Below are 24,222 nucleotides of genomic sequence, written 5' to 3'. Positions count from 1 at the left end.
AACCATGACCGGTTATCAGATTGCCAGCCTGCCGCTCACGGCCGCGCAGTCCGGTATCTGGCTTGCCCAGCGGCTTCAGCCGGCGAATCCCCTCTTCAACATCGCCGAATACATCGATATTCACGGCGAGATCGATCCCGCGCTCTTCGAAAGCGCGCTGCGCCGCACCGTGGCCGAGGCCGAGACACTGCGGATCCGGCTCCTGGAGGAGGACGGCAGGGCGGCGCAGGTGGTCGAGGAGCGCGTCGACTGGACCCTGCCCTTCATCGACATCAGCCACGAGGACGATCCCCGCGCGAGCGCCGAGAGCCATATGCGCGCCGAGATGCGCCGGCCGGTGGACCCCACGACCGGTCCGCTGTTCGCCTTCGCGCTGTTCAAGGCGGCGGACGACCGGTACTTCTGGTACCAGCGCTACCACCACATCGTCATGGACGGCCTCGGCCTCTCCCTGGTCGGCCGCCGCGTCGCCGAGCTCTACACGGCCCTTGCGGCCCAACTGCCCTGCCCCGAGACGCCGTTCGGACCACTGGCCGAACTCCTCGGCGACGAGGCCGCGTACCGGGACTCCGACCGGTTCACCCGCGACCGCGCCTACTGGACGGCACGCTTCGCCGATCAGCCCGCCGCCACCAGCCTGGCCGACCACACCCCGGCGCTCCCCGAACGGTTGACGCGCCGGACCGCCTTCCTCGACGAGCCAACGCTGGCCGGATTGCGTGCCACCGCACGCGAGGCGGAGGTGAGCTGGCCCGCCGTCCTCGTCGCCGCGTTCGGCGTCTATCTGCACCGGATGACCGGCAACCGTCAGGTCGTCCTCGGCCTGCCCGTGATGGCCCGGTCCGCAGGACGCGCCCGCACCATCCCCGGGATGATGTCCAACGTCCTGCCGTTCCGGCTGGACCTGCACCCCGGTACCACCGTGGCGGAAGCCGCCCGCCTGGCCTCCAAGGAACTGCACGGTGCGCTGAAGCACCAGCGGTACCGCGCCGAGGACCTGCGACGGGACCTCGAACTCTCCGGTGACGAGCACCGTCTCATCGGCCCGCACATCAACATCGTCATGGTCGACTACGACCTGAGCTTCGCCGGCCACCGCGGCAGCGTGCACAACCTCGGCGGCGGCCCCGTCGACGATCTGTCGCTCGTGGTGGACGGACGGGTCGCTACGGAGCCGGGCCGGTCCGGATGCGGCGAGAGCACGGCCGGCGGGCTGCGCATCGACCTGGACGGCAATCCGGAGCTGTACGGCCCCGAGCGACTCACCGACCACCAGCGGCGCTTCCTCGACCTCCTCGGCCACTTCGCCCACGCCGCACCCGACACCCCCATCGGCCGGATCGATCTGCTGGCCCCTCAGGAGCGCGAGCGCGTCCTGGGCGAGTGGAACGCCACCGCGCGGAAGGCGCCGGACTCCTCACTCCCCGAGCTGTTCGAGGCCCAGGCGGCCCGCACCCCACAGGCCCCCGCGGTGGTCTTCGAGGGCCGTACGCTGACATACGCCGAGCTCAACTGGCGCGCCAACCGGCTCGCCCATCTGCTGATCGGGCACGGCGCCGGTCCGGAGAGCCTCGTGGCGCTCTCCGTGCCCCGCTCCGACGAGATGATGGTGGCGCTGCTCGCCATCCTCAAGGCCGGCGCCGCCTACCTTCCGGTGGACCCCGGCTACCCGGCCGAGCGGATCGCCTACATGCTCGACGACGCCGAACCGGCGATCGTGCTCACGGCCAACGGGGACACCGAGGGCGGCGACGGCCGCGTCGCACTGCGCCTGGACACCCCCGAGACGGCCGAACTGCTCGCCAAGCGCCCGGACCGCAACCCCGTCGACGCCGACCGCACCACCCCGCTCCGGCCACAGCACCCCGCCTATGTGATCTACACCTCGGGCTCCACCGGCCGCCCCAAGGGCGTCATGGTGTCCCAAGCCGCCGCCGTCGACCTGGCCACCTGGGCGGCCACCGACATCGGACCCCGCCGGCTGAGACAGGTCCTCGCGTCGACCTCGCTCAACTTCGACGTCTCCGTCTTCGAGATGTTCGGGCCGCTGTGCCGGGGCGGGAGCATCGAAGTGGTGCGCGACCTGCTGGCACTCACCGAACGCACGGCGGACGGCTGGTCGGGCAGCCTGATCAGCGCCGTCCCCTCGGCGTTCGCCCAGGTGCTGGCACACGGCGAGGTGAACACCTCCGCGGAGACCGTCGTCCTGGCGGGGGAGGCCCTCTCGGCACACGCCGTCGCCGCCATCCGGCACGCCATCCCGGGCTGTCGCATCGCCAACATCTACGGCCCGACCGAGGCCACCGTCTATGCGACCGCCTGGTACAGCGATCGTGAGGCGGACCCCGGCGACCAGGCCCCGCCCATCGGCCGCCCGATCTCCAACACCCGGGCGTATGTGCTGGATTCGGCGCTCCAGCCGGTGCCCGTCGGCGTCACCGGAGAGCTCTACATCGCGGGCGAGGGCCTTGCCCGGGGGTATGTGCGGCGTGCGGGGTTGACGGCGGAGCGGTTTGTGGCGGATCCGTTCGGTGGGGCGGGTGCGCGGATGTATCGCACGGGTGATGTGGTGCGGTGGCGGGCGGATGGGAATGTGGAGTATGTCGGGCGCGCCGATGAGCAGGTGAAGGTGCGTGGTTTCCGGATCGAGCTGGGGGAGATCGAGGCGGTTCTCGTCCGGCATCCGCGGGTCGGGCAGACGGCTGTGATCGTTCGCGAGGACCGCGCCGGTGTGAAGCAGCTCGTGGCGTATGTGGTGGCCGAGGGCGACCCCGATGTGGGGGGGTGGCGCGAGCATGTGGCCGCGGAACTGCCCGAGTACATGGTTCCGGCCGCCTTCGTGACGCTGGAGCGGCTGCCGCTGACGCCCAACGGCAAGCTGGACCGGCGGGCTCTCCCGGCGCCCGACTTCGGGCCGACCGCCGCCGGACGGCCTCCCGCGACCGCGCGTGAAGAGGCGCTGTGTGTGGTGTTCGCGGATGTGCTGGGGCTGCCGGGTGTCGGGGCGGATGACAACTTCTTCGATCTGGGCGGGGACAGCATCGTCTCCATCCAGCTCGTCAGCCGTGCCCGGGCCGCCGGACTGGTCTTCACTCCGCGCGATGTCTTCCAGCGCCCCACCGTGGCCGCGCTCGCCGCTGCAGCCACGGACGCGGACGCCACCTCGACGGCGACCCCCGACCAGGGCATCGGTGTGGTGCCGCCGACTCCGATCGTGCACTGGTTGCGGGAGCGTGGCGGGCCGGTGGACGGTTTCCATCAGTCGGTGTTGGTGCGTACGCCCGCGGGGCTGACCCTGGAGCGGTTGGCGGCCGGGTTGCAGGCGGTGCTCGATCACCATGACGCGCTGCGGATGCGGCTTGGACGTGAGGGTGATGGTGCCTGGGGGCTGGAGACCGGGCCGCGGGGCATGGTCGACGCGGCCGATGTGATCACACGGGTGACCGACCCGGAGGAGCTGCGCCGGGATCCGCTGGAGGACAGGCCGCTGAAGCCCGAGGCCGGTGAGATGGTCCGGGCCGTATGGCTCGACAACGGCGTGCACGCCCCCGGCCGGTTGCTGTTGGTGGCGCACCATCTGGTGGTCGACGGGGTTTCCTGGCGGATTCTGCTGCCGGATCTGGCCGCGGCGGTCGAGGGCCGTGAGTTGGAGCCGGTCGGCACTTCGCTGCGGGGCTGGGCCGAACACCTCACCGCCCTCGCCGGGCACCCCTCCCGACTGGCCGAACTGCCGCTGTGGACAGGCATGTTCGAGGGTCCGGACCCGTTGCTGGGCCGGCGGGCGCTGGATCCGGCGCGGGACACCGCCGCCACCGTCCGCCACCTTCGGCTGACGTTGCCGCCGGAGCGGACGGAGCCTCTGCTGACGCGGGTGCCCGCCGCGTTCCACGGTGGTGTGAACGACGTCCTGTTGACGGCCCTGGGCCTGGCGGTGGCCGACTGGCGGCGCCGCAGGGGCCAGGCGGAGGCCACCGGTGTGCTGGTGGACCTGGAGGGTCACGGCCGGGAGGACATCGTGGAGGGCGCCGATCTGTCCCGTACGGTCGGCTGGTTCACCAGCCTTCACCCGGTGCGCCTGGAGCCCGGAGTGGCGGACTGGGACGAGGTCTGGGAGGGCGGGCCGCAGGCCGGACGAGCCCTGAAGCGGGTCAAGGAGCAGCTTCGCGGGCTGCCGGACAACGGCATCGGCTACGGTCTGCTGCGCCACCTCAACCCCGACACCGCAAGCGAGCTGGCCGCCCTGCCGACCCCGCAGATCGGCTTCAACTACCTCGGCCGCCTCGCGACCGGCACCGACACCGACTGGGCGGTGGAGAGCGCGTCCGGCGGCGGCGACGAGGACATGCCGCTCGTCCACACCGTCGACCTCGACGCGCTCACCCTGGACACCCACGACGGCGCACAGCTGCACGCCACCTGGAGCTGGCCGGACGGCCTGCTCTCCGAGGACGACATACGCGACCTGGCCGAGACCTGGTTCCGCGCCCTGGACACTCTCGCCGCCCACGCCGAGGCACCGGGAGCAGGCGGTCGCACCCCCTCCGACCTTCCGCTCGTCGCCCTCACCCAGGACGAGATCGACACCCTGGAGCGCACCTGCCCCGATCTGCAGGACGTGCTGCCGCCCTCGCCCATGCAGGAAGGGCTGCTGTTCCACGCCCTGTTCGACGACGGCGCCGCCGACGTCTACACCGTGCAGCTCTTCCTCGCCATGGCGGGAACACTGGACGAACGGGCCCTGCGCGCCGCCGCACGGACCCTGCTGAACCGGCATCCCAACCTCCGCTCGGGCTTCCGCCACGAGCAGCTCGGCACCCCCGTCATGGTCGTCCACCACGAGGTGGAGCTGCCCTGGGAGACCAGGGACTTGCGCGGTCTCGCCCCGGACGAGCAGGCGGCCGAACTCACGCGGATAGCGGAGGAGCAGCTGGTCCGCGGCTTCGATCCGGCGGCGCCACCGCTGCTGCGCTTCGTCCTGCTACGGCTCGCCGACGACCGCTGCCGTCTGCTCCTCACGTACCACCACCTCCTGCTCGATGGCTGGTCGATGGCGCTGCTGGCCCAGGAGCTGTTCGCGCTGTACGCGCGCGGCGGTGACGACACGGGACTGCCCCCCACCGCCCCCTACCGCGACTATCTGGCGTGGCTCGCGGACCAGGACCGGGAGGCGGCCGAGGAAGCGTGGCGACAGGCGCTCGCGGGCATCGAGGAGCCCACGCTGCTCGCCCCGACGGGCACCGACACCCCCGCCCTGCCCCCGCAGCGGGTCACCCTCGACCTGTCCCCGGAGCTCACCACCGCGCTGACCGACCGGGCCCGCAAGCTCGGGCTGACCATGAACACCCTGGTCCAGGGCGCCTGGGCGGTGCTGCTCAGCCGGCTCACCGGGGCCGAGGACGTGGTCTTCGGCGCCACCGTCTCCGGACGGCCGGGCGAGATCGGCGGTGTCGAGTCGATGGTCGGCCTGTTCATCAACACGCTGCCCGTGCGCGTGGCGCCGCTCCCGGAGGAGAGCTGGGCCCAGCTGCTGACCCGCCTCCAGGAGCAGCAGGCGGCGCTGATGGAGCACCAGTACATCGGGTTGCACGACACCCAGCGACTGGCCGGGGTGGGGGAGCTGTTCGACACCCTCACCGTCTTCGAGAACTACCCCCTGGACCCGGACATGCTGGACAGCGCCGGCAGTGGGCTACGGGTCACCGAAGCCGGGGCGGAAGACGCCACGCACTATCCGCTCACCCTCGTGGCGGTTCCGGGCCCGCGGCTCTCCCTGCGCCTCGGATACCGGCCGGAGCTGTTCGCCGCCGACGGCGTGCGGGCCATCGGCACCCGCCTCAACCGGCTGCTGGAAGCCATCGCCACCGGCCCCGATCGGCCCGTCGCCGACGCCGACATCCTGGACGCCGCGGAGCGCGAGCGGACGCTGGTCACCTGGAACGCCACCGAGCACCACATCCCCTCCGCCACGCTCACCGAGCTGATCGAGGCCCAGGCGGCCCGTACCCCGCACACCACCGCCGTGGTCTTCGAGGGCCGGACGCTGACGTACGCGGAGCTGAGCGCCCGCGCCAACCGGCTGGCGCGGCTGCTGGTCGAGCGGGGAGCGGGCCCGGAGAGGTTCGTGGCCCTCGCCCTCCCGCGCTCCCTGGATCTCATCGTCGCTCTGGTGGCCGTGCTGAAGTCGGGGGCCGCCTATGTGCCGGTCGACCCCGACTACCCGGCCGAGCGCATCCGTTACATCCTGGGGAACGCCCACCCCGCGATGCTGCTCACCACCGCGGCCATCACCGAGGCGCTGCCGCCCGACGACGACACCCCCCGGCTGCTGCTGGACACCGCGGACACCCGGGCGGCGCTGGCGGGCCACGCCGACCGCGATCTCACCGACGCCGAGCGGCTAGCCCCGCTGACCGGCCGCAACACCGCCTATGTCATCTACACCTCGGGTTCCACGGGCAAGCCCAAGGGCGTACTCGTCCCGCACGAGGGAATCGTCAACCGGCTGCTGTGGACCCAGGCGCGGTACGGGCTCGACGCCTCCGACCGGGTGCTGCAGAAGACACCCTCCGGTTTCGACGTCTCGGTGTGGGAGTTCTTCTGGCCGCTCATCACCGGCGCCCGGCTCGTGGTCGCCCGGCCGGAGGGCCACAAGGACCCGGCGTATCTCGCCCGGCTGATCCGCGACGAGAGCGTCACCACGGTGCACTTCGTCCCGTCCATGCTCCAGGTCTTCCTCACCGAGCCCACCGTCGCCCACTGCACCGGTCTGCGCCGCGTCCTGTGCAGCGGGGAGGCACTCCCCGGTGAGCTGCGCGCCCGCTTCTACGAGACGCTGGACGTGCCGCTGCACAACCTGTACGGGCCCACCGAGGCATCCGTGGATGTCACCTCGTGGGAGTGCTCCGCCCAGGATCCCGCCGGGCCGGTGCCGATCGGCGCACCGGTGTGGAACACCCGGCTGTATGTGCTGGATTCACGGCTGCGGCCGGTGCCCGCCGGAGTCGCCGGTGAGCTGTATCTCGCCGGTGTGCAGCTTGCCCGGGGGTATGTGCGGCGTCCGGGGTTGACGGCGGAGCGGTTTGTGGCGGATCCGTTCGGTGGGGCGGGTGCGCGGATGTATCGCACGGGTGATGTGGTGCGGTGGCGGGCGGATGGGAATGTGGAGTATGTCGGGCGCGCCGATGAGCAGGTGAAGGTGCGTGGTTTCCGGATCGAGCTGGGGGAGATCGAGGCGGTTCTCGTCCGGCATCCGCGGGTCGGGCAGACGGCTGTGATCGTTCGCGAGGACCGCGCCGGTGTGAAGCAGCTCGTGGCGTATGTGGTGGCCGAGGGCGACCCCGATGCCGGGGAGCTGCGGAAATACCTGGGTACCGAACTGCCCGAGTACATGGTTCCGGCCGCCTTCGTGACGCTGGAGCGGCTGCCGTTGACGCCCAACGGCAAGCTGGACCGGCGGGCTCTCCCGGCGCCCGACTTCGGGCCGGTGGCGGAGGGGCGGTCTCCCGCGACCGCGCGCGAGGAGGCGCTGTGTGCGGTGTTCGCGGATGTGCTGGGGCTGCCGGGTGTCGGGGCGGATGACAACTTCTTCGATCTGGGCGGGGACAGCATCGTCTCCATCCAGCTCGTCAGCCGTGCCCGCGCCGCCGGACTGGTCTTCACCCCGCGCGATGTCTTCCAGCACCGCACGGTGGCCGCGCTCGCCGAGATGGCCGGGGAGGTCCGGGCGATGGCGATGGAGCCACCAGATCATGGCATCGGTGTGGTGCCGCTGACCCCGATCGTGCACTGGTTGCGGGAGCGTGGCGGGCCGGTGGACGGTTTCCATCAGTCGGTGTTGGTGCGTACGCCCGCGGGGCTGACCCTGGAGCGGTTGGCGGCCGGGTTGCAGGCGGTGCTCGATCACCATGACGCGCTGCGGATGCGGCTTGGACGTGAGGGTGATGGTGCCTGGGGGCTGGAGACCGGGCCGCGCGGCACGGTCGACGCGGCCGATGTGATCACACGGGTGACCGACCCGGAGGAGCTGCGCCGGGATCCGCTGGAGGACAGGCCGCTGAAGCCCGAGGCCGGTGAGATGGTCCGGGCCGTATGGCTCGACAACGGCGCGGACACCCCCGGCCGGTTGCTGTTGGTGGCGCACCATCTGGTGGTCGACGGGGTCTCCTGGCGGATTCTGCTGCCAGACTTGGCCGCGGCGGTCGAGGGCCGTGAGTTGGAGCCGGTCGGCACTTCGCTGCGGGGCTGGGCCGAACACCTCACCGCCCTCGCCGGGCACCCCTCCCGACTGGCCGAACTGCCGCTGTGGACAGGCATGTTCGAGGGTCCGGACCCGTTGCTGGGCCGGCGGGCGCTGGATCCGGCGCGGGACACCGCCGCCACCGTCCGCCATCTCCGGCTGACGTTGCCGCCGGAGCGGACGGAGCCTCTGCTGACGCGGGTGCCCGCCGCGTTCCACGGTGGTGTGAACGACGTCCTGTTGACGGCCCTGGGCCTGGCGGTGGCCGACTGGCGGCGCCGCAGGGGTCAGGCGGAGGCCACCGGTGTGCTGGTGGACCTGGAGGGTCACGGCCGGGAGGACATCGTCGAGGGCGCCGATCTGTCCCGTACGGTCGGCTGGTTCACCAGCCTCTACCCGGTGCGCCTGGAGCCCGGGATCGAGGACTGGGCCGATCTCTGGGGCGGTGGCCGCGAGGCCGGACGAGCCCTGAAGCGGGTCAAGGAGCAGCTTCGCGGGCTGCCGGACAACGGCATCGGCTACGGTCTGCTGCGCCACCTCAACCCCGACACCGCAAGCGAGCTGGCCGCCCTGCCGACCCCGCAGATCGGCTTCAACTACCTCGGCCGCCTCACCGCCGGCACCGACACCGACTGGGCGGCGGCGCCGGAGGCCGACGGGCTCGGCGGCGGGGCGGACGACGCGATGCCGCTTCCGCACGCACTGGAGATCAACGCACTGACCGAGGACGGTCCGGGAGGCGCCCGCCTCGGCGTCGTATGGAGCTGGCCGGACGGGCTGCTCTCCGAGGACGACGTACGGGACCTGGCCGAGACCTGGTTCCGCGCCCTGGATGCCCTCGTCGCCCACGCCGAAGGGCCGGGAGCCGGCGGACACACCCCCTCCGATCTCACGCTGGTCTCCCTCACTCAGGACGAGATCGACGCATTCGAAGACGAACTGGAACCGGGAACCGAGTGGGAGATGCCGAAGTGAGCAGCCAGTCGAGGGTCGAAGACATCCTGCCTCTGTCGCCCCTGCAGGAAGGGCTTCTCTTCCACGCGGTGTACGACACCGAGGGTCCCGATGTGTACACCATGCAGTTCGCGTTCGACCTGGTCGGCCGAGTGGACGTGGCCGCCCTGCGCGCCGCCGCGGGCGCCCTGCTGCGCCGCCACGCCAACCTGCGCGCCGGGTTCCGCAGACGCAAGACGGGTGAGGCCGTCCAGATCATCCACCGCGAGGTGGAACTGCCCTGGGACGAGCGGGATGTGAGCGGTCTGGACGAGGCGGCGCAGACCGCCGAGATCGCCCGGATCCTGGCGGAGGAGAAGGACCGCAGGTTCGACCTCGCGAGCCCGCCGCTGGTGCGCTTCGTCGTCGTACGGCAGAGCGCCGAGCGGTTCCGGCTCATCCTGACCAACCATCACCTCCTGCTCGACGGCTGGTCGATGCCGCTGCTCGCCCGGGAGCTGTTCACGCTGTACGCACGCGGCGGTGACGACTCCGGGCTGCCCCGGGTCACCCCGTACCGCGACTATCTGGCCTGGCTGGCCGGGCGGGAGCAGGAAGCCGCCGAGGAGGCGTGGCGACGGGCGCTGGACGGGGTCGAGGGGCCCACACTGCTCGCCCCGACCGCGGGCGAACGGCGCGAGGCGGCCCAGCCGGAGCGGGTCATGCTGGAGCTGTCCGCCGAGCTGACCGCCTCCCTGGGGCAGTTCGTCCGCGCCCGCAAGCTGACGCTGAACACGCTGGTGCAGGGCGCCTGGGCGGTACTGCTCGGCCGGCTCACCGGGCGCCGGGACGTGGTCTTCGGCGCCACGGTCTCCGGCCGCCCGCCGGAGATCACTGGTGTGGAATCCATGGTGGGGCTGTTCATCAACACCCTGCCGGTGCGGGTCGTGCTGCGGCCCGACGAGCCGCTGTCCGGGCTGCTCGCCCGGGTACAGGAGCAGCAGTCGGCGCTGATGGAGCACCAGCATCTGGGGCTGCACGAGGTGCAGCGGCTGGCCGGGACCGGTGAGCTGTTCGACACCCTGACCGTCTTCGAGAACTACCCCCTGGACCCCGGTGGCCTGGAGTTGCCCGGCACCGGGGTGCGCATCGCGGGCGTCGACGTCAACGACGCCACGCACTACCCCCTCACCCTCGCCGTGATCCCGGACGACCGGCTCACCCTGCGCCTGGACCACCGCCCGGACCTGCTCGACCACGATGCCCAGCGGCTGGCCGCCCGTCTGGTGCGGCTGCTGGAGACGGTCATCGCCGACCCCGACCGGCCGGTGGCGGCGGTGGACATCCTGGACGCCGCCGAGCGCGAGCGGGTGCTCGTCGAGTGGAACGCCACCACCCGCGACCTACCGCTGGCCGGGCTCGGCGAGCTGTTCGAGGCCCAGGCCGCGGCGACGCCCGGGAACGACGCGGTGGTCTTCGACCGGGGCGCGCTGAGCTACGCCGAACTGGACGCCCGCGCCAACCGGCTCGCCCGGCTGCTGATCGGGCGCGGTATCGGCCCGGAGAGCATCGTCGCCCTCGCCCTGCCCCGGTCCGTGGACATGGTGGTGGCCCAGCTCGCCGTGGTGAAGGCGGGGGCCGCCTACCTTCCCGTCGACCCCGACTACCCGGCCGAACGCATCCGTTTCCTGCTCGAGGACGCCCGGCCCGAGCTCATCATCGCCGGTGGTGGCGCCGCCGTCGCCCACGAAGGGGAGCGGCTGGACCTCGACGACCCCGCGCTGCCCGCCCGGCTCGCCGCGCTCCCGGCCACCGGCATCGTGGACGCGGACCGTACGGCCCCGCTGAGCACGGCCCATCCGGCCTATGTCATCTACACCTCCGGTTCGACGGGCACTCCCAAGGGCGTCGTGGTCTCCCACACCGGTCTGGCCTCCTTCGCCACGGCAGCCGTCGAGAACTTCGACGTCGACGCCGGGGCACGGGTCCTGCAGTTCGCCTCACCCAGCTTCGACGCCGCCGTGCTGGAGCTGTGCATGGCGTTGACCTCCGGCGCCGCGCTCGTCGTACCGCCGCCCGGACCGCTGGCGGGGGAGGCCCTCGCCGAGGTGCTGGCCGGCCGGCGGGTCAGCCACGCCCTGATCCCGCCGGCCGCGCTGGCGTCGGTGCCGACGACCACGCCGCTGCCCGGCTTCCGCTCCCTGGTCGTCGGCGGTGACGCGTGCTCCGCCGAGCTGGTGGCGCGCTGGTCGTCAGGCCGCCGGATGGTCAATGCCTACGGTCCTACCGAGTCGACCGTGGCCGCCACCATGAGCGGGCCGCTGAGCGGAGAGCGGACGCCCGCGATCGGCGGCCCCGTCGTCAACACCCGGGTGTATGTGCTGGACGCGGGGCTGCGGCCGGTGCCCGTCGGCGCCCCGGGAGAGCTCTATCTCGCGGGCGAGGGGCTGGCCCGCGGCTATCTGCGCCGTCCCGGGCTGACGGCGGAGCGGTTCGTCGCCAACCCCTTCGACGCCCCGGGCTCCCGGATGTACCGCACCGGCGATGTGGTGCGGTGGCGGGCCGACGGCACCCTGGACTACCTCGGGCGCGCCGACGAGCAGGTGAAGATCCGGGGCTTCCGGGTCGAGCTGGGCGAGATCGAGACCGTCATCGCCCGCCATCCGAAGGTCGCCCAGGTCGCCGTGGTCGCCCGCGAGGAGCGCCCCGGCGTCCGGCAGCTGGTGGCCTATGCGGTCGGCGAGGCAGAGGTGGCCGAACTGCGCGACCACGTGGCCGAGGTGCTGCCCACCCATATGGTCCCGGCGGCGTTCGTGCGCCTGGACGCGCTGCCGCTGACGCCCCACGGCAAACTGGACCGCAAGGCGCTGCCCGCCCCGGACTTCGGCTCCGTGACCACCGGGCGGGCCCCGGCCACCCCGGAGGAAGCGGCGCTGTGCGCGGTGTTCGCCGACGTGCTCGGGGTGGAGCGGGTCGGCGTGGACGACAGCTTCTTCGACCTGGGCGGCGACAGCATCGTCTCCATCCAGTTGGTCAGCCGGGCCCGCAAGACGGGGCTGATGTTCACCCCGCGTGATGTGTTCCGGCTGCGGACCGTGGCCGCGCTCGCCGCCATGGCCACGCCGCGGGAGGAGACGGCGGCCGGCGCCGAACCGGACGACTCCGGTATCGGGGTGGTGCCGCTCACCCCGATCGCACACTGGCTGCGGGAGCGCGGCGGGCCCATCGACGGCTTCCACCAGTCGATGCTGATCCGCACCCCCGCCGGACTGGACCAGGCGAAGCTGACCGCGGCGCTGCAGGCCGTCCTCGACCACCACGACGCCCTGCGGCTGCGGCTGACCCGGGCCGGTGGCATCGTCTGGAGCCTGGAGGTGGCGCCGCGCGGGGCGGTCGACGCCACCGGCTGTCTGACCCGTGTGGACGCGGCCGGGCTGCGCGGCGAGGCGCTGCGCTGTGTGGTGGCCGGCCACCAGGGCACCGCGCAGGCGCGGCTGGAGCCCGAGCAGGGGGCCATGGTGCGGGCGGTGTGGTTCGACGGCGGACCGCACGAGAGCGGCAGACTGCTGCTCGTCCTGCACCACCTGGTGGTGGACGGCGTCTCGTGGCGGATCCTGCTGCCCGACCTGGCCGCCGCGGGCGAGGCCGCCATGGCGGGCGACACCCCGCGGCTGGAGCCGGTGGGCACCTCGCTGCGGCGCTGGGCCGAGCAGCTCACCGCGCTCGCCCAGCACCCGGCCCTGCTGGACGAACTGCCGCTGTGGACCGCCATGCTGGAGGCACCGGACCCGCTGCTGGGCAGCCGCGCCCTGGACGCCGCGCGGGACACCGTGGCCACCGTCCGGCACATCAGCCTCACCCTGCCGCCCGAGCGCACCGAGCCCCTGCTCACCCGGGTGCCCGCCGCCTTCCACGGCGGGGTCAACGACGTCCTGCTGACGGGCCTCGCCCTGGCCGTCGCGGACTGGCGCCGGCGCCGGGACGACGACGCGGCGGCCCCGCTCCTGGTCGACCTCGAGGGCCATGGCCGCGAGGGCGTCGTCGAGGGTGCCGATCTCTCCCGTACCGTCGGCTGGTTCACCGATCTGCACCCGGTGCGGCTGGACCCGGCGGTGGCGGACTGGGCCGAGCTGTGGGCCGGCGGCCCGCAGGCCGGACGGGCACTGAAGAGCGTCAAGGAGCAACTGCGCGCCCTGCCCGACAACGGCATGGGCTACGGTCTGCTGCGCCACCTCAACCCGCAGACCAGCCCGGCCCTGGCCCGGCTGCGCACCCCGCAGATCGGCTTCAACTACCTGGGCCGCTTCCCCGCCGCCTCCGCCGGGGACGAGGGCGCCGACTGGTCCGCGGCCCCGGAGGCCGACGGCCTCGGCGGCGGCGTCGACCCGGCCATGCCGGTCCCGCACACGCTCGAGGTGGGCGCCCTCACCCAGGACCACGCCGACGGGCCGCGGCTGACCGCGACCCTGTCCTGGCCCGGCGATCTGCTGACCGAGGAGGACGCCCGCGATCTGGCCGAAACCTGGTTCCGCGCGCTGGACGTCCTCACGGCCCACACCGAGCGGGCGGGAGCCGGCGGGCACACCCCATCCGATCTGCCCCTGGTCTCCCTCAGCCAGGACGAGATCGACACCGTGGAGCGGGCCCGGCCCGGCGTGGCCGATCTGCTGCCGCTGTCGTCCCTGCAGAAGGGGCTGCTCTTCCACGCCGTCTACGACGAGCAGGCGCGCGACGTCTACACCGTGCAACTGCTGCTGGATGTGACCGGGCCGCTGGACGCCGAGGCGCTGCGCCGCGCCGCCCGCGCCCTGCTGGAGCGCCATGCCAATCTGCGCGCCGGTTTCTGGCACGAAGGGCTGCGCACTCCGGTGCAGTTCGTGCCCCGGGCGGACGAGGCCGAGCTGCCCTGGTACGAGTTCGACCTGTCCGGTGTCCCGGCCGGCCGGCGGGACGGCGAACTGGATCGCCTGCTCGCCGAGGACCGGGCGCGCCGCTTCGACCTGACCGCGCCGCCGCTGCTGCGCATCACCGTGATCCGGCTCGACGGCGACCGCCACCGGCTGGTGCTGACCAACCACCACATCCTGCTGGACGGCTGGTCCACCCCGCTGCTCGCCCAGGAGCTGTTCACGCTCTACGCCTCCGGGGGAAGCGATACCACGCTGCCCCGGGTCACCCCCTACCGCGACTATCTGGCCTGGCTCGCCGACCAGGACGGCGGCGCCGCGGAGAAGGCGTGGCAGCAGGCTCTGGAGGGCGCCGAGCCGACCCTGATCGCCCCCGTGGACCCCGGCCGCGAGGCGGCGATGCCGCGGACGGTCACCGTCGAGCTGTCCGCCGAGCTGACCGCCGCCCTCACCGAGCGGGCGCGGGGTCTCGGGCTCACGATGAACACGCTGGTGCAGGGCGCCTGGGCGGTGCTGCTCGGCCGGCTCACCGGGCGTCAGGACGTGGTCTTCGGCGCCACGGTCTCCGGCCGCCCGCCGGAGATCGCCGGTATCGAGACGATGGTGGGCCTGTTCATCAACACCCTTCCGGTGCGGGTGGTCCTGCGGCCCGAGGAGCCGCTGTCCGGGCTGCTGGCCCGAGTGCAGGAGCAGCAGTCGCTGCTGACCGACCACCAATACCTCGGCCTCACCGACATCCAGAACATCGCCGGTACCGGTGAACTCTTCGACACTCTCACCGTGTTCGAGAACTACCCGCTCGACCCGGCGGCGCTGGAGCTGCCCGGCACCGGACTCGGCGTCCTGGGCATCGACGGCCGGGACGCCACCCACTATCCGCTGACCCTCGTCGCCATCCCCGGACTGCCCGGCCAGGGGCTCCAGCTGCGGCTCAACCACCGGCCGGACGTGCTGGACCCGGCAGCCGTGGCGGAGTTGGCCGACCGGCTGCCGCGGCTGCTGGACCTCATCGCCGCGGACCCGGAGCGCCCGGTCGGGCGGATCGATGTGCTCGGCCCCGACGAGCGCGCCCGGCTGCTGGCGCTCGGGACCGGGGAGACCGGCTCCCGGCCCGCCGCGTACGGGTCCATCCAGCGGCGCTTCGCCGACCAGCTTGCCCGTACCCCGGACGCGGTCGCGCTGAGCGACGCCGACGGACAGGAGGTCACCTACCGGGAGCTCGATACCCGCGCCAACCGGTTGGCGCACCGGCTGATCGCCATGAGCGTGCGCCCGGAGAGCCCGGTCGCCGTGATGCAGAATCGTTCCGTCGGTCTTGTGGTCTCGATCCTCGCGGTGCTGAAGGCGGGTGGCGCGTATGTGCCCCTGGACTCCCGCTATCCGCAGGCCCGGCTGAGCCTGATCGTCGAACAGACCGCCGCCGGTGTGCTGCTCACCGACCGCGACCTGAGCGAGGCCGCCCGCGCCTTCCCGCACCGGGCCCGGCTGCTGGTCGTCGACGACCCCGCCCTCGACGGTGCAGCGCCGCTCGACGGCGAGCCGGACACCGACCCCGGTATCGACGGACACCATGAGCAGCTCGCCTACGTGATGTACACCTCGGGCTCGACCGGCACCCCCAAGGGCGTCGCCGTCACCCACCACGATGTGCTCGCCCTCGCCTTCGACGGCGCCTGGGACAGCGGCCACCACACCCGGGTGCTGCTGCACTCGCCCCAGGCGTTCGACGCCTCCACCTACGAACTGTGGGTGCCGCTGCTGCGCGGCGGCCACATCGTCGTGGCGCCCCCCGGGGAGCTCGACGTCCAGGACCTGGCCCGGGTCATCGCGGAGCGGAAGGTCACCGGACTGTGGCTGACCGCAGGTCTCTTCCGGATCCTCGCCGAGGAGCGGCCCGCATGCTTCGCGGACGTGCGCGAGGTGTGGTCCGGTGGCGACGTCGTCCCCGCGCCCATGGTGCGCAGAGTGCTGGCCACCTGCCCCGAGCTGGTCGTCGGCGACGGCTACGGCCCGACCGAGACCACCACGTTCGCCGCGTACCACCGGATGCGGGCGCAGGACACCGTCCCCGACACCGTGCCCATCGGCGGGCCGCTGGACCGGATGCGGCTCTACGTCCTCGACGACAACCTGGCCCTCACCCCGCACGGAGTCGCCGGTGAGCTGTACATCGCCGGCGCCGGACTCGCCCGCGGCTATCTGGACCGCCCCGGCCTCACCGCCGAGCGTTTCGTGGCCGACCCCTTCGGCCCCGCCGGGGCGCGGATGTACCGCAGCGGCGACCTGGTCCGCTGGACCGACGGCGGCCTGCTGGAATTCGTGGGCCGCGCCGACGAACAGGTCAAGGTGCGCGGCTTCCGCATCGAACTCGGCGAGATCGAGGCCGTTGTGGCCCGCTTCCCCGGCCTCGCCCAGGTCGCGGTGATCGTCCGTGAGGACCAGCCCGGCGACAAGCGCCTGGTGGCCTACGCCGTTCCGACCGGTGGACAGCCCGCCCCGGACCTGGCCGCGCTGCGCGACCACACCGCGGCCGCCCTACCCGCCTACATGGTCCCCGCCGCCTTCGTCGCCCTGGAGACCCTGCCCGTCACCACCAACGGCAAGGTCGATCGCCGGGCCCTGCCCGCACCCGACTACGGCGCCGCCGCCACCCGCCGGGCCCCGCGCACCCCCGAGGAGCGCACCCTCTGCGAGATCTTCGCCGAGGTGCTGGGGCTGGCCGAAGTCGGCATCGACGACAGCTTCTTCGATCTGGGTGGCCACTCCCTGCTGGCCACCCGCCTGGTCAGCCGGGTGCGCTCCGGATTCGGCGTGGAGCTGGCGGTGCGCAGCCTGTTCGAGGCCCCCACCCCGGCCCGGCTCATGGCGGCCATCGCCGGAGCCGCCCGCGCCCGCACCCCGCTGCGCCCAGCCGAGCGGCCCGAGCTCATCCCCATGTCGTACGGCCAGCACCGGCTGTGGTTCCTCAACCGGCTGGAAGGCGCCGCGTCCCCGTACAAGATCCCGATCGCGCTGCGGCTGAGCGGACACCTCGACCGCGAGGCCCTGCAGGCGGCGCTGGGCGATGTGGTGGACCGGCACGCGGCGCTGCGCACCGTCTTCCGCGAGACCGGCGGCACCCCGCACCAGGTGGTGCTCGGCACCGACGCCGCCACCCCCGGCCTCACCACGGAAACCGTCACCGAGGACGAGCTGCCCGAGGCGCTGCTCCGGGCGGTCGCACCCGGCTTCGACCTCGCCGTCGACCCGCCCCTGCGGGCCACCCTGTACGCACTCGGCCCCGACAGCCACGTCCTGCTGCTGGTCCTGCACCACATCGCCGGTGACGGCTGGTCGATGGGCCCGCTCGCCCGCGACTTCTCCCTGGCCTACACCGCCCGACTGGGCGGCGAGGCACCCGAGCAGGACCCGCTGCCGGTGAGTTACGCCGACTACAGCATCTGGCAGCGGCAGGTCATGGGCGGCGAGGACGACCCGGACAGCCCGATCTCCCGGCAGCTCGCCTTCTGGACCGACGCCCTCGCCGGGCTCCCCGACGAACTGGAGCTGCCGGCCGACCGCTCCCGGCCCGCCGTCGCCACCTACCAGGGCGGAACCCAGATGTTCCGGCTCGAACCGGAGCTCCACCACGGGCTGCTCGGCCTCGTACGCGACAACGAGGCGAGCCTGTTCATGGTGGTCCAGGCCGGGCTCGCGGCGCTGCTGACCCGGTTGGGGGCGGGTACCGACATCCCGTTGGGCAGCCCGATCGCGGGCCGTACCGACGAGGCGCTGGACGAACTCGTGGGCTTCTTCGTCAACACCCTGGTGCTGCGCACGGACACCTCGGGCAACCCCACCTTCCGGGAGCTGCTGGCCCGCGTCCGGGACACCGACCTCGCCGCCTACGCCCACCAGGACACCCCCTTCGAACGGCTGGTCGAGGTGCTCAACCCGGCCCGCTCGATGGCGCGCAACCCGCTGTTCCAGGTCATGCTGGTGCTCCAGAACAACGTCCAGGCCGATCTGCGGCTGCCCGGACTGGACGTCACCGTGGAGACCGCGGGCGCCCACGCCGCCCAGTTCGACCTGTCCTTCGACCTCACCGAGCGCTACGCCGAGGACGGCGCGCCGCAGGGTCTGGACGGCCGGTTCGACTACAGCACCGACCTGTTCGACCACCCCACCGCGCGGCGGCTGCTCGGCTGCTTCGTACGGTTCCTCCAGGCCGCCGTCGCCGAGCCCGACCGCCCGGTGGGCGACCTGGACATCATCGAACCGGGGGAGCGGCGGCAACTGCTGCTCGACTGGAACCGCACCGAGCGCGACACCGGCATCACCGGGGTCGTGGAGCGGGTCCGGGAGATCGCCGCCCGCCACCCGGAGGCCACCGCCCTCACCGACGACCACCGAAGCGTCGACTACGCATCCCTGGTGGCCCGCGCGAGCGCCCTCTCCCGCAGGCTGCTGGCGAGCGGTGCGCAGGCGGGTTCGGTCGTCGCGATCCTCTCCGACCGCACCGTCCAGGTGCCCACGGCCGTCCTCGCCGTCCTCGGCATCGGCGCCGCCTACGTGCCGCTCGACCCGCGCGCCCCGCGGCAGCGCAGCGCCGGAATGCTCGCCGACAGCGGCGCACGCCGCGTGCTGGCTGCGCCCGAACACCTCGAGCGCGCGCGGGAGTTGGCCGAGGCGGCCGAGATCCCCGTCGAGGTGCTGGTGCTGGACGACGCGGCCGACGGCGCCGACGAACTGCTGCCCGTCGCCGGTGGACCCGGCCACCTCGCCTACGTGATCTTCACCTCCGGTTCCACCGGCCGCCCCAAGGGCGCGATGGTGCACCGGCGCGGCATGGTCAACCACCTCCTCGCCAAGATCGAGGACCTGGGGATGACGGACACCGACAGCGTGGTGGCCAACGCCCCGCTGACCTTCGACATCTCGGTGTGGCAGATGCTGTCCGGCCTCGTCAGCGGCGGCCGGGTGCGGCTGGTCGGCGAGGACACCGCACTGGACCCGCAGGCGCTGTTCACCCGGGTCGCCGAGGAGCGGATCACCGTCCTCGAGGTCGTCCCCTCCTTGCTGCGTACCGCCCTGGACGCCTGGGAGTCCGGCGCCGAACCCGTCGAACTGCCCCGGCTGCGCTGGCTGATGGTGACCGGCGAGGCCCTCCCGCCGGACCTCTGCGACCGCTGGTTCGCCCGCTATCCGCACATTCCGCTGGTCAACGCGTACGGCCCGACCGAGTGCTCGGACGATGTCACCCACGCCGTCATCGACGCCGCCAGCCCGCTCGGCGGCGTCCGGGTACCGATCGGCGCCACCATCCGCAACACCCGGCTCTACGTCCTGGACACCCGGCTCCAGCCGGTCCCGGTCGGCGTCCCCGGCGAGCTGTACGTGGGCGGCACCGGAGTCGGATACGGCTACGTCGGCGAACCCCGGCGCACCGCGGTCACCTTCGTGGCCGACCCGTTCGCGGACGAGCCCGGCAGCCGGCTGTACCGCACCGGCGACCGGGTGCGGCGGCTGCCCGACGGACAGCTTGAGTTCCTCGGCCGGCTCGACCACCAGGTCAAGATCCGCGGGCAGCGCATCGAACTGGGCGAGGTGGAGGCCGCGCTGCGCGCGATCCCCGCGGTGACCGACGCGGTGGTCACGGTCGGCACCGACCCCGCGGGGCAGAGCCGCCTCGTCGGCCATATCGTCGGCGCGGTCGACCCCCGGCAGGTGCGCTCCGAACTCGCCGCGGCGCTGCCGGAGGCGATGGTGCCCGCGGTGCTGATGGCCATGGACGCACTGCCGCTCACCCCCAATGGCAAGGTGGACCGCAAGGCGCTGCCCGCCCCCGACTTCGGGGCGTCGGCCACCGGCTCCGGACGGGCCCCGCGCACCCCGCAGGAAGAGCTGCTGTGCGAGGTGTTCGCCGAGGTGCTCGGCCTGCCCCGGGTCGGCCCCGACGACGACTTCTTCGACCTGGGCGGCCACTCGCTGCTCGCCACCCGCCTGGTGAACCGGATCCGGTCCGCCTTCGGGGTCGAGCTTCAGGTCAGGACGCTGTTCGAAACGCCCACCGTGGCCCGGCTCGCCACTTCCCTCGCTCCCGGCACGGGAGGCAGGGCACCGCTGGTCCCGGCCGAGCGGACCGGGCGCATCCCGCTGTCGTACGCCCAGCGCCGACTGTGGTTCCTCAACCGGTTCGACGGCGACAGCGGCGCCTACAACGTGCCGCTGGCGCTGCGCCTGACCGGTGATCTGGACCGCGAGGCGCTGCGCGCGGCCCTCGGCGATGTGGTGGCCCGGCACGAGAGCCTGCGCACCGTCTTCCCCGAGACCACCGGGCCGGACGCGGACGGCGGCGCCCACCAGAAGATCGTGGACGCCGAGACGGCCCGGCCCGCGCTCCCGGTCACCGACACCGACGAGGCGTCCCTGCCCGGTCGGCTGGCCGCCGAGGCCGCCACCGGATTCGACCTCACCCGCGAACTCCCCCTGCGCACAAGGCTGTTCGCGCTCACCCCGGACAGCCATGTGCTGCTGCTGGTGATGCACCACATCGCCAGCGACGGGGCCTCCGCGGCACCGCTCGCCCGCGACCTGGCCTCCGCCTACGAGGCCCGGCTGGCCGGTGAGGCGCCCCGGTGGACACCGCTGCGGGTGGGCTATGCCGACTACAGCGTCTGGCAGCGCGAGGTGCTCGGCGACGAGAGGGACCCCGAGACCCCCATCTCCCGGCAGCTCGCCTTCTGGACCGACACCCTGGCCGGTCTCCCCGACCAGCTGGAGCTGCCCACCGACCGCCCCCGCCCCGCGGTCGCCACCGGGGCGGGCGGCACCGTCCCCGTACGGATCGGCCCCGAGCTGCACCAGCGGCTGGCCGGACTCGCCCGCGAGAACCGGGCCAGCGCCTTCATGGTGGTCCAGGCCGGGCTCGCGGCGCTGCTGACCCGGTTGGGGGCGGGTACCGACATCCCGTTGGGCAGCCCGATCGCGGGCCGTACCGACGAGGCGCTGGACGAACTCGTGGGCTTCTTCGTCAACACCCTGGTGCTGCGCACGGACACCTCGGGCAACCCCACCTTCCGGGAGCTGCTGGCCCGCGTCCGGGACACCGACCTCGCCGCCTACGCCCACCAGGACATGCCGTTCGAACGACTGGTGGAGGTCCTCAACCCGGCCCGCTCACTCTCCCGCCACCCGCTCTTCCAGATCGCCCTGGCCTTCCAGAACCCCACCGTGGTCGGCCAGGAGGTCACCGGCCTCACCGTGGCCGCGGAACCGCTCGGCAACGCCGGCGCCAAGTTCGACCTGTCGATCAGCCTCGGCGACCGGCGCGACGAGGACGGTGGCCACCAGGGCATCGAGGGCCATGTCGTCTACAGCGCCGACCTGTTCGACGCGGACACCGTCACCACCCTCGTCGCCCGGCTGATCCGGCTGCTGGAGGCGGCCGTGGCCGACCCGGACCAGCCGATCGGCGGGATCGCGCTGCTCGACCCCGCCGAGCGGACCCGCATGGTGGTCACTTGGAACGACACCGCCACCGACGTCCCCGAGGTGACCCAGCCCGAGCTGTTCCAGGCCCAGGTGGCCCGCACCCCCGACGCGCCCGCGTTGATCTTCGGCGCCGAGGAGCTGTCGTACGCGCGGCTCAATGAACGCGCCAACCGGCTGGCCCGCCTGCTCATCGAGCACGGCGTGGGCCCGGAGCGGTTCGTCGCCGTCGCCCTGCCCCGGTCGGCACATCTGGTGGTGGCCCTGCTCGCGGTGCTCAAGGCCGGCGGCGCCTATGTGCCGGTGGACCCGGCATACCCGGCCGAGCGGATCGGGTTCATGCTCTCCGACACCGACCCGGCGCTGCTGCTCACCGACGCCGACACCGCCGCCACGCTGCCGCAGGACACCAAGGACATCCCCCGCCTCCTCCTGGACGACCCCGCCACCGACGCACATCTCGCCCGCTTCGACACCACCGACCCCGACGACGGCGACCGGCTCGCGCCGCTGCGCCTGGCCAACCCCGCCTATGTCATCTACACCTCGGGCTCGACCGGACGGCCCAAGGGTGTCGTCATCCAGCACACCTCGCTCACCGACTACCTGGTCTTCGCCGGGGGCGACTACGACGGGGTGCGCGGCACCGCGCTGCTGCACTCCTCGATCTCCTTCGACCTGTCGGTGACCGCCACCCATGTGCCGCTCACCGTGGGCGGCACCGTCCAGGTCGTCAGCGACCTCCAGGACCCGGACCCGGGGACCGTCGAGGCGCTGCGCACCCGCCCGTGCACCTTCCTCAAGGCCACGCCCAGCCATCTGCCGGTCCTCACCACGCTGCCCGAGGAGTTCGCGCCCACCGCCGAACTGCTCCTCGGCGGCGAGCTGCTGCTGGGCGAGCGGGTCGACGCCTGGCGCGCGGACCACCCCGGCACCACCGTCCTCAACATGTACGGGCCCACCGAGACCACGGTCAACTGCAGCCAGTACCGCATCGCCCCGGACACACCGATCCCGCCGGGACCGCTGCCCATCGGCGGCCCGATGCCCAACACCCGGTTCCATGTGCTCGACGACCGCCTCGAGCTGGTGCCGCCGGGCGCGGTCGGAGAGCTGTACGTGGCGGGGGACTGCCTGGCCCGCGGCTATCTGGGCCGCCCCGATATGACGGCCGCCCGGTTCGTCCCCGATCCGTTCGGCGCCCCCGGCTCCCGGATGTACCGCACCGGAGATGTGGTGCGCTGGAACCCGGACGGCACGCTGTCCTTCCTGCGCCGGGTGGACGACCAGGTCAAGCTGCGCGGCTTCCGGATCGAGCTCGGCGAGGTCGAGGCCGTGGTCGACCGTCACCCCGCCGTCGCCCGGTCCGCGGTGATCGTGCGCGAGGACCGCCCAGGCGACCAGCGCCTGGTCGCCTATGTGGTGCCCGAGCCCGGCGCCGGGCTCCCGGCCCCGGCCGAGCTGCGCCGCCACGCCGCCGCGGACCTCCCCGAGTACATGGTCCCGAACGCCTTCGTCCCGCTGGACGTACTGCCGCTGACCCCCAACCGCAAACTGGACCGCCGGGCCCTGCCCGCGCCCGAGTCCTCCGCGGTGTCCGGCGGCCGGGCGCCCCGCACCCGCCAGGAGCGGCTGCTGTGCGAGCTGTTCGCCGAGGTCCTCGGGGCGGACCGGGTCTCGGTCGACGACGGCTTCTTCGACCTCGGCGGCCACTCCCTGCTGGCCACCCGGCTCATCGGCCGGGTGCGCGCCACCTTCGGGGTGGACATCGCCATCCGCACCCTCTTCGAGGCACCCACGGTGGCGGAGCTGACCGAGCGGCTCGGCACCGGGGAGGACGACGGCCGGGGAGCCTTTGACGTCCTGCTGCCGCTGCGCCGCAAGGGCGGCCGCCCGCCGCTGTTCTGCGTCCACCCGGCCAGTGGTTTCAGCTGGTCCTACGCCGGGCTGATGCGCCACCTCGGCCCCGACCACCCGATCTACGGCCTGCAGTCGCGTGGCATCGCCGAACCCGGTGAACTGCCCACCGGCGTCGAGGAGATCGCCGCCGACTACCTGAAACAGGTGCGCACCGTCCAGCCCACCGGCCCGTACCTGCTGCTCGGCTGGTCCTTCGGCGGACTCGTGGCGCACGCCATGGCCGAACAGCTCCAGCGCGCCGGTGAGCGGGTCGCCCTGCTGGCCATGCTCGACTCCTTCCCCCGGCTCCCCGCGAGCCACGGCGGCACCGTGCGGGCCGGGGAGGAGGACGCCGTCCTGTCCCAGCGGGAGTTCCTCGGCGGAATGCTCGACCTGGCCGGCTACGAGCGGGCCGAGTGGGACGGGGAGCCGCTGGAGTACGGCCGGGTGGCGGAGATCCTCCGCGGCCAGGGCGGCATCCTCGGCAGCCTGGAGGAGCGGCACGTGGCGGCCCTGTACGAGGTGTTCGAGAACAATTCACGGCTCGCACGGGGCCATGTACCCGGGACCTACGTGGGTGACCTGCTTTTCTTCGAGGCGACGCGCGGCAAGCCGGGGGACGCCCCCGGGCCCGAGGTGTGGGCGCCCTTCCTGGAGGGCTCCATCGAACGCCACCCCGTCGAGTCCACCCACGACGACATGACCCAGCCGGAACCGCTCGCCGGGATCGGCCGGATCCTCGCCGCCCGGCTCCGCGACTTCACCTGAGACCCCCTC

The 24,222-nt window shown here is 72.9% G+C and carries 2 protein-coding genes; both read left to right on the top strand.

What is annotated here, in order from left to right; all coding sequences use genetic code 11:
• Positions 1-4: 4 nt before the first annotated feature.
• A complete protein-coding gene (locus tag CGL27_RS02370) occupies positions 5-9,211 on the top strand; it encodes a non-ribosomal peptide synthetase (protein WP_119984114.1) in 9,207 nt (3,068 codons plus the stop codon).
• Entirely contained in the window at positions 9,208-24,213 is a 15,006-nt protein-coding gene (locus CGL27_RS02365) for a non-ribosomal peptide synthetase (RefSeq protein WP_162952848.1), read from the top strand. The genes CGL27_RS02370 and CGL27_RS02365 overlap by 4 nt, the downstream gene beginning before the upstream one ends.
• Positions 24,214-24,222 lie beyond the last annotated feature (9 nt).

The organism is Streptomyces sp. 11-1-2, assembly GCF_003595545.1.
GTDB lineage: Bacteria > Actinomycetota > Actinomycetes > Streptomycetales > Streptomycetaceae > Streptomyces > Streptomyces hygroscopicus_B.
Note: the sequence above shows the minus strand (reverse complement) of the source record. Positions and strands in the feature narration are given on the sequence as shown.